At 56.7% G+C, this 16,931-nt stretch carries 17 protein-coding genes and 1 tRNA gene; 10 read left to right on the top strand and 8 right to left on the bottom strand.

Features of this window, described 5'->3' with window-relative positions:
• Positions 1-61: 61 nt before the first annotated feature.
• Entirely contained in the window at positions 62-1,456 is a 1,395-nt protein-coding gene (gene regB, locus HCZ23_RS07700; RefSeq protein ID WP_167601139.1) for a sensor histidine kinase RegB, read from the bottom strand.
• 146 nt (positions 1,457-1,602) lie between these two features.
• Between regB and HCZ23_RS07695 the strand changes: the two genes are divergently transcribed.
• Positions 1,603-2,232, top strand: coding sequence for an SCO family protein (locus tag HCZ23_RS07695; RefSeq protein ID WP_167601138.1), 630 nt, complete (start codon positions 1,603-1,605; stop codon positions 2,230-2,232).
• 85 nt (positions 2,233-2,317) lie between these two features.
• Complete coding sequence (locus HCZ23_RS07690) at positions 2,318-2,872, top strand: ActR/PrrA/RegA family redox response regulator transcription factor (protein WP_167601137.1); 555 nt, start codon at positions 2,318-2,320, stop codon at positions 2,870-2,872.
• Here the strand turns inward: HCZ23_RS07690 and HCZ23_RS07685 are convergent.
• Entirely contained in the window at positions 2,869-3,783 is a 915-nt protein-coding gene (locus HCZ23_RS07685; RefSeq protein WP_167601136.1) for a LysR family transcriptional regulator, read from the bottom strand. The genes HCZ23_RS07690 and HCZ23_RS07685 overlap by 4 nt on opposite strands.
• A 114-nt stretch (positions 3,784-3,897) precedes the next feature.
• On the opposite strand from HCZ23_RS07685, the gene HCZ23_RS18225 reads away from it, so the two are divergent.
• Positions 3,898-4,029, top strand: a complete 132-nt coding sequence (locus HCZ23_RS18225; RefSeq protein ID WP_303048530.1) for a hypothetical protein — start codon at positions 3,898-3,900, stop codon at positions 4,027-4,029.
• Positions 4,030-4,047: 18 nt separating this feature from the next.
• Here the strand turns inward: HCZ23_RS18225 and HCZ23_RS07680 are convergent, their stop codons facing one another.
• Both HCZ23_RS07680 and HCZ23_RS07675 read right to left on the bottom strand, forming a co-directional pair.
• The gene (locus tag HCZ23_RS07680; RefSeq protein WP_167601135.1) at positions 4,048-4,968 is read right to left on the bottom strand and encodes a LysR family transcriptional regulator; all 921 of its coding nucleotides are present in this window, start codon (positions 4,966-4,968) and stop codon (positions 4,048-4,050) included.
• A gap of 270 nt (positions 4,969-5,238) precedes the next feature.
• The gene (locus HCZ23_RS07675) at positions 5,239-5,841 is read right to left on the bottom strand and encodes an HD domain-containing protein (RefSeq protein ID WP_167601134.1); all 603 of its coding nucleotides are present in this window, start codon (positions 5,839-5,841) and stop codon (positions 5,239-5,241) included.
• 161 nt (positions 5,842-6,002) lie between these two features.
• Here HCZ23_RS07675 and ahcY point away from each other — a divergent pair, with 161 nt between their 5' ends.
• The 3 genes from ahcY to HCZ23_RS07660 all read left to right on the top strand — a co-directional run bounded on the left by ahcY (position 6,003) and on the right by HCZ23_RS07660 (position 8,608).
• Entirely contained in the window at positions 6,003-7,391 is a 1,389-nt protein-coding gene (gene ahcY, locus HCZ23_RS07670; protein ID WP_167601133.1) for an adenosylhomocysteinase, read from the top strand.
• 14 nt (positions 7,392-7,405) lie between these two features.
• Positions 7,406-8,146 (top strand): extensin family protein, encoded by a 741-nt coding sequence (locus HCZ23_RS07665; protein WP_167601132.1) that lies wholly within the window; start codon positions 7,406-7,408, stop codon positions 8,144-8,146.
• Between the two features lie 120 nt (positions 8,147-8,266).
• Positions 8,267-8,608 (top strand): DUF2853 family protein, encoded by a 342-nt coding sequence (locus tag HCZ23_RS07660; RefSeq protein WP_167601131.1) that lies wholly within the window; start codon positions 8,267-8,269, stop codon positions 8,606-8,608.
• A gap of 277 nt (positions 8,609-8,885) precedes the next feature.
• On the opposite strand, the gene HCZ23_RS07655 is transcribed toward HCZ23_RS07660, so the two are convergent.
• Genes HCZ23_RS07655 through HCZ23_RS07645 form a run of 3 tightly spaced genes read right to left on the bottom strand, consistent with a single transcriptional unit; the run spans position 8,886 to position 10,552 of the window.
• A complete protein-coding gene (locus HCZ23_RS07655; protein WP_167601130.1) occupies positions 8,886-9,308 on the bottom strand; it encodes an EVE domain-containing protein in 423 nt (140 codons plus the stop codon).
• A complete protein-coding gene (locus HCZ23_RS07650) occupies positions 9,305-9,580 on the bottom strand; it encodes a YciI family protein (protein WP_167601129.1) in 276 nt (91 codons plus the stop codon). The genes HCZ23_RS07655 and HCZ23_RS07650 overlap by 4 nt, the downstream gene beginning before the upstream one ends.
• Before the next feature lie 3 nt (positions 9,581-9,583).
• The gene (locus tag HCZ23_RS07645; protein WP_368487312.1) at positions 9,584-10,552 is read right to left on the bottom strand and encodes an NAD(P)H-dependent glycerol-3-phosphate dehydrogenase; all 969 of its coding nucleotides are present in this window, start codon (positions 10,550-10,552) and stop codon (positions 9,584-9,586) included.
• Between the two features lie 132 nt (positions 10,553-10,684).
• On the opposite strand from HCZ23_RS07645, the gene HCZ23_RS07640 reads away from it, so the two are divergent.
• From HCZ23_RS07640 to HCZ23_RS07625, 4 genes are all read left to right on the top strand, one after another.
• Positions 10,685-11,365 (top strand): uroporphyrinogen-III synthase, encoded by a 681-nt coding sequence (locus HCZ23_RS07640; RefSeq protein ID WP_167601127.1) that lies wholly within the window; start codon positions 10,685-10,687, stop codon positions 11,363-11,365.
• Positions 11,366-11,452: 87 nt separating this feature from the next.
• On the top strand, positions 11,453-12,685 hold the full coding sequence (locus HCZ23_RS07635; RefSeq protein WP_167601126.1) for a hypothetical protein: 1,233 nt from the start codon (positions 11,453-11,455) through the stop codon (positions 12,683-12,685).
• Positions 12,686-12,700: 15 nt separating this feature from the next.
• Positions 12,701-14,191, top strand: coding sequence for a heme biosynthesis protein HemY (locus tag HCZ23_RS07630; RefSeq protein WP_167601125.1), 1,491 nt, complete (start codon positions 12,701-12,703; stop codon positions 14,189-14,191).
• A gap of 67 nt (positions 14,192-14,258) precedes the next feature.
• Positions 14,259-14,334: transfer RNA gene (locus HCZ23_RS07625), tRNA-Thr, on the top strand.
• A 196-nt stretch (positions 14,335-14,530) separates the two neighbouring features.
• On the opposite strand, the gene HCZ23_RS07620 is transcribed toward HCZ23_RS07625, so the two are convergent.
• Positions 14,531-16,855: a glycosyltransferase gene (locus HCZ23_RS07620; protein ID WP_167601124.1), complete on the bottom strand. Its 2,325-nt coding sequence runs from the start codon at positions 16,853-16,855 to the stop codon at positions 14,531-14,533.
• Between the last annotated feature and the right edge of the window lie 76 nt (positions 16,856-16,931).

Below are 16,931 nucleotides of genomic sequence, written 5' to 3'. Positions count from 1 at the left end.
GGGAAATTTTAGTTAACGCTCCGTTAAAACAGGTGACCAAACCCTGTTTCGCGCGGTCGAATTACACCTTCAATGGCGTGTTTTCACCCAAGGCCTTGTTTTGTTCTCCCTCAGGTACGCTGATGAGGTCCCGGCGCCAGCTTAGCTCAACAATCGCCCCGGAACGCCGCCCGGCGTGAAGATGCATGTCGTGCCGATCAGAGCCATTCGCAAAACTCATCTCCGCACCAGTGCGCTCCAAAAGCGTCTTCGCAATGAAGAGCCCAAGCCCCATACCTTTGTAGCCTGGCCGCTTTTCGACCTCTTTCTCCGAACGTCTGTGCCGCATGAATGGATCGCCGATACGACCGATGACTGAGGGCGGAAAGCCGGCCCCATCGTCGATGATCCGAAGTGTGATGCGCCGCTTGCTCCACAGGATGTCGACCCAGACCGTGGTTTCGGAAAAATCCACCGCATTCTGGATCAGGTTGCGTAACCCGTGAATGATTTCCGGCCTGCGATAGACATAGGGCTGTTCGGAGCCGTCTTCTGACCCCAGGACTTCGAGATTGACAGTTTTGCCACGACTGGTGTGTGGCTGCGCCGCTTCTTCGATGACGGCTTGAAGGGGCGCAAAACGCATGTGCAGATCGTCTTTTCCCGCCTGCCCCATCGAATGCAGGATGTCGCGACAGCGATCCGCCTGCTCGCTGATCAACTGAGCGTCTTCGCGCAGGAGGCTCTGGTCCTTGAGATCGTCGACCAGCTCGCTGGACACAAGTTTGATGGTCGCAAGCGGCGTCCCCAATTCATGCGCGGCAGCGGCCACAACACCGCCGATGTCGGTGAGCTTCTGTTCGCGGGTCAAAGCCATTTGAGTGGCCAGAAGCGCCTGCGACATGGTGTGAATTTCCGAAGTCACACGCCAGGAAAACACACCCAGAAACAGCACGCCGATGACGATGGCGGCCCAGTTTCCGAAGAGGAAAATATCGGGGATGATCAACTCGGCCCCGTCGGCCATATGCAAAGGCACATGGTAAAGCGCCAACAGTGTCACGAGGGCGATGGCCACAGATCCGGTCAGGATCGAGGCTTTCGGTCTGAGTGCGGAGGCAGAGATCGAGACAGGCGCGAGGATCAGAACGGAAAACGGGTTCGTTAGGCCACCGGAGAAATACAACAGAGCAGACAGCTGCGTGATGTCGAACAGCAACATCAAGGTCGCGCCACGTTCGCTCAGCCGCATGTTTTCCGGGTAGACGAAACTCGCCACGATATTGAGGATCACGGACGCACCGATGACGATGGCGAAAAAGCCGATCTCCAGATGCAGATGAAAGAAAAAGATCGCGACCAGAATGCTGGCGATCTGTCCAAAAATGGCGATCCAGCGCACAGCTACCAAAGTGCGAAGGCGCACCCAATCGGACCGTTGTTCAACCGGTATCAGGTCGTCTTTGTTTTCAATCATAGAGCTAATCCACTTTCTGCGGCATTAAGACCCTTGCGCAAGCCATTTGCAATTGATCTGAGAGACGGAACATATGCAAAAGCTATTGGCCGACGCAGATCACGTTGCGTCAAGGCGAACAAGGCACTGCGCACAGGAGGATGAACATGTCTACGAAAACCATCGCTATTGCCGCGACTGTCGTGCTTGCGGGGGCTCTTGGTGGTATGGCCTGGTATGCCAGCCGCCCCGCCAGCGACGATGCCTTCGCGCAATGCCGGGCCTCTGCCGTCAGTGGTGGCGCCGGGGCTATTGGCGGGCCTTTCGAACTTGTACGCGAAGATGGCGTGACCGTGACCGACAAGGATGTCTTCACCAAGCCGACGATCCTCTATTTCGGCTATACCTTCTGCCCCGATGTCTGCCCGCTCGACAATATGCGCAACGCCGATGCTCTGCGCATTCTCGACGAACGCGGCTACGATGCGCAGACGGCCTTCATTTCCATTGACCCGGAGCGCGACACGCCCGAGGTGGTCAATGAATTCACCTCGCTGTTTCATGACAACATGATCGGCCTCACCGGCTCGCCGGAACAGGTCAAAGCCGCCTCCATGGCCTACAAGACCTATTACAAGAAACAGGAAGACGGCGACCCGGAATACTACCTCGTCGACCACTCGACCTTCACCTATCTGGTGTTCCCGGAGATCGGTTTTGTTGATTTCTTCAAACGCGACGATACACCGGAACAGATGGCCGATCGGGTCGCCTGTTTCATTGACGCCGCAGGGTAACATCAGGGTAAAAATTGACCCTGCCTTAGAGGCGTTCTAAAACACATCTGAATTTATCAGATTTTGCGATGGCGGGAGATCCGGGATGGACGCGGACGAGATTTTGGAACTGGGCGCAGACAAGTCGCTTTTGTTGGTCGATGACGACGAACCGTTTCTGCGTCGTCTCGCGCGCGCCATGGAAAAACGCGGCTTTGAGGTCGAAATGGCCGGGTCCGTCGCCGCAGGCAAAGCCATCGCCACCGCACGCCCGCCAGCCTATGCCGTGGTCGATCTGCGTCTTGAGGACGGCAATGGCCTTGATGTGGTTGAAGTGCTTCGCGAAAAGCGTCCGGACAGCCGCATTGTCGTTCTGACCGGCTATGGCGCCATTGCGACGGCTGTCGCGGCGGTCAAGATCGGAGCCACGGATTACCTGTCGAAACCCGCCGACGCGAATGACATCGTCCATGCGCTCATCTCCAAGGGCGACGATCTGCCGCCGCCGCCGGAGAACCCGATGTCCGCCGACCGCGTGCGTTGGGAGCATATTCAACGAGTCTATGAGCTTTGCGACCGCAATGTCTCAGAAACCGCGCGGCGATTGAACATGCACCGCCGCACGCTTCAGCGCATCCTGGCGAAACGTTCGCCGCGCTAAGGCAACTGGGTCTCTTCACTGATCTCGGTTTCGATCTCTTCCACAGTTGTGACATCCTCTGCATTGCGCAAAAGCCAGTTGCGCAATGTTTTCACCTGCGGCGACAGCACGCCGGGTAAGGTGACGATGTAATATCCAATGCCTTCGGGATCGCCCTCGTACAACACTTTCATGCGTCCGGAGGCGATGTCGTCCTCCACCAGAACGCGGGACTGAATCGACACGCCCAGACCTGAGCGCACTGCAGACAGGGTCAGCGCATTGCTGGCGAGTTCTTTGTAGCCTTGCTGTTTGAAATCGATACCGATGCGATTGCCCCAGGCATATTGCTCGGAGGAAAATTCAGAGAACACCCAATAGAGCGCGCTGAGGTCTTCGATGTCTTCGAGACTGTTGGCCTCGGTATAGTCGGGGCTGCACACCACCGTGAAGGGACTCATCAAAAGAGGCACCACATCCAGCCCGGGCCACTGTCCTGCGCCAAAGCGGATTGCCACATCAATCCCGTCCGCGCGCAAATTGCTCAGCCCCATATAGGGTTGCACTTGCAAGTAAATATCCGGGTGCTCCGTCCAGAAGGCGCCCAGTTTGGGCATGAGCCACACTTCGGCAAAAGTGGGCGAAGTAGAGATATTGACGGGTCGGTGGGCACGCTCATCGGTGATGGCACGCACGCCGCTGACGATCATGCCGAAGCCTTCGGTGAGTGTTTCAGAGAGAGCAAGCCCCGCCTGCGTCAAAATCATCCCACGCGCGCTACGCGTGAACAGCTTTTCGTCGAGATGTGTCTCGAGGCTTCGCACATGTTGCGAGATTGCGGCATGGGTGACGTTAAGTGCTCGGGCGGCGGCAGAAAAACTGCCGAGTCGGGCAGCCACCTCAAAGGCGCGCAGGGCGGCGAGTGTGGGCATGTCTTTCCAATCCATGAACCCATGTTAGTTCAGCTTACATGCTAAAAGCCATATAAACTTTGGAAAACCTCTCAATGGTGCGAAAAGAGTGCCAGCAACCAAATGAGGCGCACCATGTCCAAATTTAAATCCCTGTTTTCTGGTAAAAAGCGCTCCACCCCGTCTTTCGTGGAGCGCGAAAAACGTCAAAGCCGCGAGCTGCGGTATGATCTGAACTACCAAATGAACCGTCGCATCAGTCTCTGATCGCGCCCAAAGGCCCGCTTAGGCGGGCCTTTTGTTCTCTTCACCGGACCTTGGGTTCGGAGCCAGTGTTTTGAGCCAATCGATAAACAAACGGGTGGAGGTGCGCTCCACCCCTTTGGGTGTCGCCGCGTAATAGGTGAATTTCTGGTTGAACTCATATGGCAAGCGAACCAAGGCACCGCTCGCCAGATCGTCGCTCACCGCAATCTCGGAGACAAAAGTCAAACCAATCCCCCGCATCACGGCTTGGACGCTGTCGGCCTGACCTTCGATGTAAATCGCAGAAAGCTTTTCAGGATCTAATCCGCATTCTCGCACCAGATCGTCATCGCGATAGTAGGATTGCGATTTGATCCAGGGCATGTCGCCCAACGGCAATGCTTTGGTGTCGCCGCCATATTTGTCGATAAGGCTTGGGCTGGCGATCAGAATGACGCGGGTGGTCCAGAGATGTTCGACATCAAGCCCCGGCCAGTCTCCCTTGCCGGTGCGAATCCCTAGGTCGAAGTGCTGACGTTTCAGGTCATCAACCGATCCTGAGGGGGTCAGGGACACCGGAATATCCGGATGCGCATCCCAGAATTGGCCCAGCCGAGGAATGATAAAGGCATAGGACAAAGCGGGAGTGCAGGTGACTCGCAATCCGCGCGAGGCAGGCGTCCCGCGCAGGCGCTCAATCCCGTCGGCAATCGTCGAAAACCCGTCCGACAGGGACGCGGCCAATTGGCGTCCGGCATCCGTCAATGCCATGCCGCGCCCTTCACGCTGCAACAGGGTGAGACCAAGGTCCTTTTCAAGCGCACGAACCTGTTGCGTGATCGCCGCGTGGGTGACGTTCAGTGCATTGCCTGCCGCCGTGAAGCTTCCCAGCCGCGCAGTGGCTTCGAAGGCCCTGAGGCTCGAAAGAGAGGGAATGCGGCGCCAGTCGATTTCTGTCATGTGTTAGATATTCTTACAATTTGAAAAAATCCCTGAGTGGGACGGCTCAAATATAAGTGGTACATCACCGATATGTCGAGCTTTTCGGGAGTAAACCAATGTTACACATAATGGCCACGGAACTGATGTCTGCGCGGGATGCAACCTCTCCTGAACTGCATCATCGCCGTGCTTTTATGGCGGAGCAGCGCCGTGCCAAACGAGCCGCCCACGCAGCATGGTTTGCCAAGCTGAGGGCTGTCCCCGAAAAGCTCGGCGGTTTTTCACATGTCAAAGTTCCGCCATCAACGCCGCATGGCGCGCGGTAAAGGCTTTGCGCGTCTCAACGGGCGGGCGCAGGTGAAGTTTCAGATCGCCGACCAGTTCAGGGTCCATTTTGCCGAAGAACTTATTGCTTTCCTCGACTGAAAACCCGGCGATCTGTGTGGCCTCCAGCCAAGCCGACACCTTATCCGCCTTTTTGATCTTTTTCTTGATCGTCGCCGGGATTTTTGCCGGCAGGCCAAAGCGAATGTGGATCGCGGCGGTCAGCCGATCATCCAACTCACCGTAATCGGGTCCAATCGCGGCTTTGACTGGTGAAATCATATCGCCGATCACATATTCCGGGGCATCGTGCAAAAGTGCTGCAAGCTGCCATTTGATCGGCTCGTTTGGATAGAGCATGCGAAAAATCTCTTCGACCAGAATGGAATGTTCGGCGACGGAATAGGCGTAATCACCATGGGTTTGCCCATTCCAACGCGCCACAAAGGCCAGACCATGGGCAATATCCTCGATCTCGATGTCCATCGGTGTCGGGTCCAGCAGGTCGAGCCTGCGACCGGACAGCATCCGTTGCCATGCGCGGGGCTGGGTGCGGGATTGTGCCATGTTGTCCTCATGTCTGTTTGAGAACTAGGTAACCTCGCCTTAAGGCTGTTTCCATATTTTTTCCGGTCTTAATCCGAAATCAATGGCTCTGCGTTGTAAGGACAGGGTCAAGCTGATAATCAGCGCCCAAGTTAACCATGTTTATGCAGGAGCCACGATCCATGGCCACCGACTATATCGTCAAAGACATCTCTCTCGCGGATTTCGGGCGCAAGGAACTTGATATCGCGGAAACGGAAATGCCGGGGTTGATGGCGCTCCGCGAGGAATATGGCGAAATTAAACCGCTGAAAGGCGCGCGCATCGTCGGCTCTTTGCACATGACGATCCAGACCGCCGTTCTGATCGAGACGCTTGTCGAACTGGGCGCCGATGTGCGCTGGGCGTCCTGCAACATCTTCTCGACCCAGGATCACGCCGCGGCGGCGATTGCGGCGGCGGGCATTCCGGTCTTTGCCGTCAAAGGCCAAAGCCTTGAAGAACATTGGGATTACCTCGACAAATCTTTCCAGTTCGCCGATGGACCAAACATGATCCTCGACGATGGTGGCGATGCGACGCTTTATATCCTGCTTGGCGCGCGTGCCGAAGCTGGTGAGGATGTGATCGCCGTGCCGACGTCTGATGAAGAGGTGGTGATCAAGGCGCAGATCAAGAAACGCATGGCGGAGACCCCCGGTTGGTTCACCAAAATGCGCGACCAGATCAAAGGCGTCTCCGAGGAAACCACCACCGGCGTGCATCGTCTCTACGATCTGGTGAAAAAGGGTCAACTCCCCTTCCCCGCGATCAACGTGAACGACTCGGTGACCAAGTCGAAATTCGACAACAAATATGGCTGTAAAGAATCGCTCGTTGACGGCATCCGTCGTGCGACTGACGTGATGATGGCCGGCAAAGTGGCTGTCGTCTGTGGCTATGGCGATGTGGGCAAAGGCTCGGCGGCCTCCCTGCGTGGTGCCGGCGCGCGTGTGAAAGTGACCGAAGCCGACCCGATTTGTGCGCTTCAGGCCGCGATGGACGGGTTCGAGGTTGTGCTTCTCGAAGAGGTTGCGGGTGACGCGGACATTTTCATCACCACCACCGGCAATAAGGACGTGATCCGCATCGAGCACATGCGCGCGATGAAGGACATGGCCATCGTCGGCAACATCGGCCACTTCGACAATGAAATTCAGGTTGCGGCGCTCAAGAACCACAAATGGACCAACATCAAGGATCAAGTGGATATGATCGAAATGCCCTCGGGCAGCCGGATCATCCTGTTGTCCGAAGGGCGTCTGTTGAACCTCGGCAATGCGACGGGTCACCCATCTTTCGTGATGTCTGCCTCGTTCACCAACCAGGTTCTGGCTCAAATGGAGCTTTGGACCAATGGTGAAAACTACCAGAACGACGTTTACATCCTGCCGAAGCACCTCGACGAAAAAGTGGCGCGTCTGCATCTGGGTCGTATCGGCGTCAAGCTGACAACCCTGAGCAAGGAACAAGCTGATTATATCGGCGTGGCGGTCGAAGGTCCGTTCAAACCGGAACATTACCGCTATTAAGGTAATCGCCCGAAATGGGCCGCAAAAAACCATATGAGTCGCCACCCGCCGGAGTGTGGGTGGCGCTTGCTTTTCTTCTGTTGGCTGGCCTTATCTATGTCGGATGGCAAATTCTGACACTGCCAAGCTCGCCTTTGCCACACGGCTGGAATCCTCTTGCGCCGCTTCATGTCCAGGATGACGTGACGCCGCTGACGAAGATGAAGCTCGCACGCGCCGAAAGCTCTTTGGAAAGTTGCCTTGCGGCGCTGGACGGAAGCGCAGAGGTTATCGCGATGTCGCCGCTTGAGGCCACCGGAGGTTGCGGGATTGAGGATCGCGTGACGCTGTCGACCGTGGGCGAAAGCCAAATAGACCCGCTTCAAACCAGTTGCGCCATTGCACTGCGCACCGCGATGTGGGAACGCCATGGTTTGCAGCCCGCTGCCGAAGAAATTTTTGGCACGTCCATTAGCGTTCTGCGCCAGATCGGCAGTTACAATTGTCGTGTGATCCGCACCCCTAACGGCACTTCCTCGCGCCTCAGCACGCATGCGACAGGTGAGGCCATCGATATCACGGGCTTCGATTTGTCGGATGGCACGCGGATACGCTTGATGTCCGATTGGGATGGGGATGCGCAGAAAGCGGCCTTTCTGCGCGCGGCGCGGGAGAGTGCCTGCACATGGTTCGCGACAACGCTTTCGCCGGATTACAACAGCCTTCATGCGGATCATTTTCACCTGCAGTCACGCGGCTGGGGCGCCTGTCGTTAATAGCGGTGAGAATTCGTTCAAATTTGTCCTTTCTTCACCACAGATATGCCACTACCGTTCCCGAAGGCCAGAATTGGGCCTCATGATGATGTTATTAAAGGACCAGGTGGGAGACTGCGAATGGGAAAACGTGACGAGCTTATCGCGAAATATGCCGAGGATTTGAAAACCAAATGCGGCATGGAGCCGGATATGGATCTTTTGACCAAAGTGACCATCGGTTGCGGCCCGGCGATCTACAACGACGATGCCTCCACGGTGGCAGCCTCTCAAGAGAGCGAACTTGAAACCGTCAAGAACAACTTCCTCATCAAGAAACTCGGCCTCGCCGATGGTCCTGAGTTGATGGACGCGATCAAATCCGCGATCGAGACCTATGGTCAGTCCGAGCGCAACAAGTACCGCGCCGTCTTCTACTACCTGCTGGTCAAGCACTTCGGCAAAGAGGCTGCCTACAGCTAAGATGTTCTGGAAACGTCTTGAATTGCCAAGCCGCCTCGCGATCTCGGGGCGGCTTTTCTCTTTTAAAAATGCGATCCGTTAAGCGAAGGTTTCAAAATCACTTCCAACCCGAATTACTTCGGATTTGCAGGGAATCGAGAAAACCCCTAGGTTGAATTTACCGGCTAGGATGGCCTGGACCCTTTTAAATTCGAACACGTGTGGTGCTAGGGAGCACGTGGGGTGGTGGAGGGTTCCGGGGGGTCGGAACCCTCCTTTTATTTTCAAGACGCTAAAATCAGGACGGATCTGTGTCGCCGAGCTCGCAGATAATTTTCCATTCCTCGTCTGTGACCGGCTGAACCGACAGGCGGCTGTTGTTCACCAAAACCATATCTTTGAGACGCGGGTCGTCCTTGCACATGGCAAGCGTCACCGGTTTCGTGAACGGGCGCACCGCCTTGATGTCCACACATTCCCAACGCGGGTCATCGGCTTTGCTATCGGGATGCGCCTCTGCACAGACCTCGACGATGCCGACGATCTCGGTTTCCTTGCGCGAATGGTAGAAAAAGCCGCGATCGCCCAGTTTCATCGCCCGCATGTTGTTGCGGGCCTGATAGTTGCGCACGCCGTCCCATTCCTCGCCCGCGTCACCTTTTGCGACCTGCTGATCCCAGGACCACACTTCCGCTTCGGATTTGAAAAGCCAGTAACTCATCCGCCAATCACCTGTTTCCATGCTTCGATCCGCACATCTGCAAAGAGGCCGGCCTTCGCATAGGGATCATTTGCGGCCCAGTCTTTGGCTGCCGCCATATCGTCGACTTCAATGATCACCAAAGAGCCACACATCTCATCCGAGTCATTAAGAAACGGGCCTGCGTGAACGACAACGCCGCAGCTCTTGAGATACTCGACATGCTCGGCCCGCGTATCGAGGCGAATTTGCAGAGCGCCGGGTTTGTCGGTGCAAATGACAGCGAATTTCATAGGTTATTCCCTTTTCAATGGGCGGGAGAGCAACATCTCCACCGCTTCGGATATGGACACAGTCCCGTTTATAATCTGCGTGATCGCGCTTGTAATCGGCATATCGACACCAAGTGTTTGCGACAAATGCACAACGGCTTTGGCTGTTGCGACACCTTCTACGGTGACACTTGGATCGATCTGCGCGCCCTGCCCGAGTTTCAACCCATGCGAATAGTTGCGTGACTTCTCGGAAGTGCAGGTCAACACCAGATCACCAAACCCCGAAAGCCCGGAGAGCGTCGTTGGATCGGCGCCAAGTTTGAACGCCAGTCGCTGCATCTCGGCAAAGCCGCGGGTCATGAGGGCGGCGCGGGCACTTTCGCCAAACCCGGCGCCGATGGCGAGGCCACAGGCGATGGCGATGACATTCTTGAGCGCTCCGCCAAACTCGACACCCAAAGGATCGATGCTGGAATAGAGACGAATATTGTCGGTGCTCAGGTGCGATTGCAGGTCCTCGACACGTTCGTTGTCTCGCAGGGCCAGCGTCAAAGCGGTGGGCAAACCATCGGCGATATCTACGGCAAAAGAGGGCCCGGACAGAATGGCGACCGTCGCGCCGGGCAGGGTGTCTTCGAGCACTTCAAGAGGCCCTCGATCCGAGGAAAGATCGACACCCTTACAGCAGGCAACGAGTGTTTTATGCAGGAATAGGGTCTTGTTTTCCTCTGCAAAGCGCGCGAGCTGTTGCATCGGCACGGCGAGCAAAAGGATCTCAGCCTTGGTGGCCTGGGTGAGATCGGCGGTGATTTGCAGGGTCTCTGGAAACGGTTTCCCCGGCAGTCGGCCCATGTTTTCGCGGCGTTTTTGCATCTCTGATGCGGCGCCCTCAGAACGTGCCCAAAGCTGAACATCGCGACCGGATCGGGCAAGAGAAATGGCCAGAGCTGTTCCAAAAGCACCGGCACCAAGGACCGAAATCTCACTCACGAGCTGTCTCTCCCCACGGTTATTGCATGGTCTGCGCACGATGAACCGCGCAGAACACGGGCGGCACATGTTGTTCAACCCATGCTTGGGAGGTATCACCGTGAGAAGAGCCAGACAATCCCGAGACCGATTTTGACCGCAACCGTTCTGATCACACGCCCGAAAGAGGATGCCGAGCGCCTCGCGCAGGTGCTTGAGGCATATGGTCCTCATGTGCGGTGTATTATCGCGCCCGTCATGGAGATCGTCGAAACGCCTTTTGAGCTCCCCAAAGAGCGTTTCGATCATCTTTTACTGACCTCACGGCATGCCGTTTCGGCTGCGGCTCCTTTTCAGGGCGTGCCAACTTATTGTGTTGGCAAAGCCACGCGCGATGCAGCCGTGGAAGCGGGTCATGACATCCAGGGAGTCTTTGCCAACGCCGATGAGCTTGTTGCGAAGCTCGCTGAGCATGGCGCTGGACATGCGTTCCATTTTCACGGTCGCCACACGAGAGGCAAGATTGCAGAACGGCTGACTTTGGCCGGATTAGAGACGAAATCTCTCGTCGTATATGAGCAAAACCCAAGGCGATGGAGCACGGAGGAACGGCAGGACATCTTGGTGGCTCCAAATCTCATCGTGCCGCTTTATTCGCCGCGCTCAGCCTCGCTCACTGCGAAGCAGCTTGAAGATTTCACAGGTGATTTGACCCTGATTGGCCTGTCGCAGGCCTGTCTCGACGCGTGGGATGGCCCGAACTCCGCGAAAACGTTCTGCGTGGATCATCCCGATGGACAGGCCATGAAGCAGGCCATTGCGTCGCAGCTTTGAGGATCACCGCTTGAGGGGGGCGGTCTCAGGGTCTAGGCTCCGGGTATTAAGTGCAAGAACAGGTTCTGGATTCGAAAGGTGAATCTCGTGTCAGGTGATCAGAAAACCCCGCAGGAGACTGCGAGTGACAAAACGGAAACCCCAGAGGATCAGGACGCCGTGACGGCAAGCGCCGCAGACGAAGCGCCAGACAGCGACATCACACCAGACGGAAAATCAGAAGAGCCGGTTGCCGAAGAGACCGAAACCTCTGACGAAACGGAAGAAACTTTAGAGGAAGCTGAGGCCAGCGAAGAGGCCGAAGCGGCTGAAATCTATTCTGTTGACGAGACCACCCAAGAAGAAGTTGAAGAAAAGCCTGAGGCCACGCCCCCTGCCCCGGTCACGACGGTTGTGAAACGCGGCGGATTTGTGCCTATCGTTTTGGGGGGCATCGTTTGTGTAGCACTTGGTTACGCCGGTGCGCAGTTCCTGAAACCCGAGGGCTGGCCATTCCCCGGCGCGAACACGGACGAGCTGACGCAACAGATCGCTGATCTCGAGGGGCAAATCAAAGATCTGCAATCGGCTGCGACCCAACGCGCAGAGGCGCAGCAAACCGCGCTGGCGGATTTACAGGCGCAAGTTTCTGCGGAAGAAGATACCACGGAAATTGATGCGCTTGCCGATAAAATCGCGACATTCGAAGACCGCATGACCCAGATCGAGGCCCGTCCCGTGGCGGAAGCCATCGTCTCGCCCGAAGCCACCGCGGCCTATGAACGCCAACTGGCGCAAATGCAGGACCTGCTCAACAGCGAGATCGCCCGGCTGGAAGAGGCCAAGGATCAAGCCGTGGCCGAGGAAACCGCTGCCCGCATTTCCACCGCAAAAGCCCGGCTTCAAACTCTGGTCGACGCGGGCGAGCCCTTTGATCAGGTACTGGCCGAGATGAACACCGATGTCCCCGAAGTTTTGCAACAGGCCGCTGCGGAGGGCATCCCAAGTGTGACATCGTTGCAGGAAGGCTATTCTGAGGCGGCGCGTGACGCCTTGGTGGTCTCTTCGCGCGCGGCCTATGACGCGGGCGAGCAAAGCTGGTTCCAAACCGCGCTCCAAACTCAAATCGGATTGCGATCCACCAAACCGAAAGAGGGCGACGACGCGGACGCGATCCTGTCGCGCGCGGAGCAAGACGTGCGAGACGGCCTCTTTGCCAGAGCGATCACCACGCTTGAGGCCCTGCCAGAAGAAGGCAAAGCCGAGATGCAGGGTTGGATCGCACGTGCCCAGGAACGGGTGGATGTGATGACGGCCCTTGATGAATTTCTTGGTCAGTAAGAAAGGCGAAAAAATATGCTCTGGTCCCTCGTGAAAATCGTTGTTTTCGTCATTCTTGTCGCAGCGCTGGCCTATGGCGGCACGGTGCTGATGGAAACCGAAGGCGGCGCGCAGATTGCCTTTGGCAGTTATGAAATCACCCTGACCCCGCTCAAGGCGGTCTTGGCCCTGATCGCGCTGATCGTGGCGATTTATGTGGCGCTGAAACTTTTGGGGCTTCTGGTTGCTGTGTCACGGTTCCTGCTGGGCGATGAGACCGCAATCTCCCGCTATTTCGACCGCAACCGTGAGAAAAAGGGCATCGAGGCCGTCACGGACGGCATGATGGCTTTGGCTTCTGGTGACGGACGTCTGGCGCTGGCCAAGGCCTCTAAAGCCGAGAAATACCTCCAGAAACCTGAACTGACGAACCTGTTGAAGGCGCAGGCTGCCGTGATGAATGGCGACAAGCTCACCGCTGAGCGGGCCTTCAAACAATTGGTGACGGACGAGCGCACGCGGTTTGTGGGCGTGCAAGGCATCATGAAGCAGAAGCTCGACGAAGGGGATACGGATACCGCGCTTAAACTGGCGGAAAAAGCATTTGCCTTGAAACCGAAACATGTCGAAACGCAAGATATTCTCCTCCGTCTGCAGGCCGGGAAAGGCGATTGGGCGGCGGCACGTGGCACGCTTTCTGCCAAGTTGAAACACGGCGCCATTCCGCGCGATGTGCACAAACGCCGCGACGCCGTTTTGGCGCTGTCGCAGGCGAAAGGCGTGTTCGAGGAAGGCGCCAGCATCGAGTCCAGAGAAGCGGCGATTGAAGCCAACAAAAAGTCCCCGGATTTGATCCCGGCGGCGGTGATGGCCTCCGACGAATATGTCGCGGAAGGCAAACAACGTCAGGCCGCGCGCGTGATTAAGAAGGCCTGGGAAGCCCAGCCCCACCCCGATCTCGCAGCGGCTTTTGCCCGGATCGAGCCGAAGGAAACCCCGGAGCAACGCATCAAACGCTTTGGTGCTTTGACCAAGGTGCATCCGGAAAACCCGGAAAGCCAAATGCTCGCCGCCGAGCTCTATATCGCCGCCGAAGATTTCCCGGCGGCACGCAGGGCGCTGGGCGATCTGGCGGAGATGAATCCGACAGCGCGCAGCCTCACCATTCTGGCCGCGATCGAGCGTGGCGAAGGCGCTGAGGATGTCGTGGTGCGTGGCTGGCTGACACGGGCGCTGACGGCGCCGCGCGGTCCGCAATGGGTCTGTGACAATTGCCAGACGATCCATGCGGAATGGGCACCTGTCTGCGATCAATGCGGTGGCTTTGACACGTTGAGCTGGCGCAAGCCGACTCACTCCGAGGTGGCCATGCCGGCAGGCACGGAAATGTTGCCGATGATCGTCGGCGCCATGCCCGAACCTGTGTCAGAGCCTGAGGTTTCCGAGGAGGATGAGGTGGAAGAAACCGCCGCAATGGTCGATGTGACCCCTGCGGAGGAAAAGGAAACGGAAAAGGGTGCAAATTAGGGCTACACACCTCTGAAAGAGGGTGATAAAGACCCGTTCACGCCGAAAGCGCGCTTTCGGCAAAGGTGCCGGTGTAGCTCAGCTGGTAGAGCACGTCATTCGTAATGATGGGGTCGTAGGTTCGAGTCCTATCACCGGCACCAATAGCTCTCTGCGAAAGCAAAGATGCCGACACCCTTGGAATATGAGCATGCGGCAGTCGTTTTCGGCACGAAAACGATGAGAGCATCTGGCTCTAAGCTTTGCTTCTACCCGCTCCATTTTTAATTGGCCTACTGCGCGGAGCGCTACTTGAGGCCAGTTTCCGTTCGAAAATTCTCCTCTTACCTGCATCACTTTCTACCCGATCACAGCGCTCAGTTCTTCTTCCAGCCGGGCCATGAAATGGTTGGCAGAGAAGCTCTTGAAGGCACGCTTTCGACCCGCCTCTGCCACGAGGTGTCTTTGATCGGGCCGAGCGATCAACTCGGATATTTTCTTCGCGAGTATCTGTTGCCCCTCGACACCGGCAGAAAAGAGAAAGCCGGTCTCCTTGTCGATGATGATTTCTTTGGTTCCGCCAGAGGCCGTACCGAACACGACATTTCCAGCGGCCATGGCCTCAATCGTGACTCGACCAAAACTTTCGCCTCTGCCCGCCTTAAGTCCTTGACTGTTCATCACAAAAATATCGGTTGCGGCATAAAAGCCAGCGACATGTTTTTGAAATAGGAACATCCGTGAGGGGTCGATGATGGTGATGCCCTTGAGTTGGAATTTGAGCCGGTATCGTTTCAGATAACGCGTATTTTTGAAGCCGACCAAAAGCAGTTTGATTGGCAAACCTTCGCGCTTGGCGAGGCGCGACAGAGTTTGGGCGAGCATGTCCTGTCCCTTGCGAGGTTCAACCGTTCCGATGCAGGTCACGAGGATTTCGTCCGGTTGGACATTCAACCTGCTGCGAATTTCCTCTCGCGTGAGGGCTGCCCAGCGCGTCGGGCCCTGTGTGTCCGGAAAGAGAAATGTGTCTTGCGTGATGGTATCGACGAAATCGTCGCTCAATGCAGGATGTATGACGCCGTGATGATCCGGCAAACGCGCAACATCTTGCCAAGCTTTTTGTGAGTGCAGGCTGCCAAAGAGCACCAGTTTGGCGAGGTGCAGATTGGAAGCGGCGTGTTGAAAGCGCTCGACATCAATCTCATGCACCCACCAGACCAGCCGCTCTGCAATGTCAGGGTGTTCAGCGAGCGTTTCGACAATCCAGCCATTCACGCGTTCATGGGTCGTGTTGGCGATGATGAGATCGGCCGTCTGTGCCAGATCGGCGGCGACCTCAGACGGCACAAGGGGAATGCGATGCTCGTTCGCGATGTTGCGCGCGGGGCCAATCCCACCTTCCAAAGTGAGCAAACGCACCTCAGCGCCCGCAGCGATCAGCATTTGCGCGGTTTCCATGAGCAACAGCGGCGCACCAGTCCTGCTCAAATCATGTGAGAGGAGCAGGATAGATTTGCCGCGAAACACATTCGGTGCAGCCTCAGGTGATTTTCTCGACAGGTGTTTCACATCAGCTTCCCAGAGTTCGGCTGAAATCGGACCGGGGGTCGAGCCGTCACCACGGGCTTTCTGCCCGCCTGTGAACACAAGCGTGTCGCCGATCAGGGTTGTCGACGGCAGTTTGAGACGAGTCGGAAGATAGCCCGCGATCGTCCAGTGATCACTCTCGGGATCATAGGTTTGGATGGCATCGGTCAGATGCAGGTAGAAGGTCTCGGGATGTTTGTAAATCTGTCCGCCCAGCACCAGAATTTTGCCTGCATATGTCTGCACGGAGTAATCGATATGCGAGGTCGCGATGGGCAAATCGCCTATCCGGTGCCAGTCGCCATCAGCCGTGTCGAGGCGGAAACAGGCCTGAATATAGGTCTCTTGGGTATGCCCCGTACAGCGGCACTCCGGATCGCCTTCAATCGCGATAAAATCACCCTGTTGCCCGCCAATGACATAGAGCGCATCTTTGAAAACAATACTGCCCCGATGCATGCCGGGCACTGGGATTGGACGTTCTTCGCGCCATGCCACCTCCGTGGTGCCGCCATCTTTTACGGCAAGGCTCCAGTGTTCTCCCTTCGGGGTCCAGCGATCCTCTCCAGCGCCGCCCACGAAATGCAGGCGACCGTTCCAGACTTGCATCGTTCCCGCATATCTTGGCGCTGGAAGTGGGGGCAACTCGGTCCAGGTTTCGCTCTGCGTGTCAAAAACAAAGACATTTGCAATTGCCGGGCGGCATTCGGCGCCAACCTGACCCGCAGCCGAATAGATATACCGTCCATCGGTCGCGATCGCATGGTGAGAATGCGGAAACCCATCGGGCACGGGGTGTGAGGCCACCCATTTCCGCGAAGCCACATCATAGACCTCCGCGGTCCCGCTGATTGCAGAGAGGGCATGATACCCGCCAAAAACATACAGGCGTCCATCAACAGTACATGACGATGAATCATAGAGCGGAAAAGCCGCATCAGGGCCGCGTTGCCAATCCAATCCCGTGGCCTCAGCCATGTTGTCGTAGAGGAGGCGTTCGGTCCGTTTTTCGCGGGATTTCTTCCGGGCGCGGGCCGGGGCCTGCAGTCGAAGCCTGAGGGCATGTAGACTATTTTTCAGTGCGCTGGCTGTGTTCATTGGAAATTTGCCTCTGTTCTACTTTGTTCAGGCTTAAACGATCTATGCCCTGTCGTCCGTTCATATTTTTGCGTCC

This window comes from Celeribacter sp. HF31 (assembly GCF_011806455.1).
Taxonomy (GTDB): domain Bacteria; phylum Pseudomonadota; class Alphaproteobacteria; order Rhodobacterales; family Rhodobacteraceae; genus Celeribacter.
This window is presented reverse-complemented; position numbering and strand designations above follow the sequence as displayed.

Coding starts and splice junctions, on each gene's coding strand:
- regB (WP_167601139.1), bottom strand. CDS start 1,456: ATGATTGAAAACAAAGACGACCTGATACCGGTTGAACAACGGTCCGAT.
- HCZ23_RS07695 (WP_167601138.1), top strand. CDS start 1,603: ATGTCTACGAAAACCATCGCTATTGCCGCGACTGTCGTGCTTGCGGGG.
- HCZ23_RS07690 (WP_167601137.1), top strand. CDS start 2,318: ATGGACGCGGACGAGATTTTGGAACTGGGCGCAGACAAGTCGCTTTTG.
- HCZ23_RS07685 (WP_167601136.1), bottom strand. CDS start 3,783: ATGCCCACACTCGCCGCCCTGCGCGCCTTTGAGGTGGCTGCCCGACTC.
- HCZ23_RS18225 (WP_303048530.1), top strand. CDS start 3,898: ATGTCCAAATTTAAATCCCTGTTTTCTGGTAAAAAGCGCTCCACCCCG.
- HCZ23_RS07680 (WP_167601135.1), bottom strand. CDS start 4,968: ATGACAGAAATCGACTGGCGCCGCATTCCCTCTCTTTCGAGCCTCAGG.
- HCZ23_RS07675 (WP_167601134.1), bottom strand. CDS start 5,841: ATGGCACAATCCCGCACCCAGCCCCGCGCATGGCAACGGATGCTGTCC.
- ahcY (WP_167601133.1), top strand. CDS start 6,003: ATGGCCACCGACTATATCGTCAAAGACATCTCTCTCGCGGATTTCGGG.
- HCZ23_RS07665 (WP_167601132.1), top strand. CDS start 7,406: ATGGGCCGCAAAAAACCATATGAGTCGCCACCCGCCGGAGTGTGGGTG.
- HCZ23_RS07660 (WP_167601131.1), top strand. CDS start 8,267: ATGGGAAAACGTGACGAGCTTATCGCGAAATATGCCGAGGATTTGAAA.
- HCZ23_RS07655 (WP_167601130.1), bottom strand. CDS start 9,308: ATGAGTTACTGGCTTTTCAAATCCGAAGCGGAAGTGTGGTCCTGGGAT.
- HCZ23_RS07650 (WP_167601129.1), bottom strand. CDS start 9,580: ATGAAATTCGCTGTCATTTGCACCGACAAACCCGGCGCTCTGCAAATT.
- HCZ23_RS07630 (WP_167601125.1), top strand. CDS start 12,701: ATGCTCTGGTCCCTCGTGAAAATCGTTGTTTTCGTCATTCTTGTCGCA.
- HCZ23_RS07620 (WP_167601124.1), bottom strand. CDS start 16,855: ATGAACACAGCCAGCGCACTGAAAAATAGTCTACATGCCCTCAGGCTT.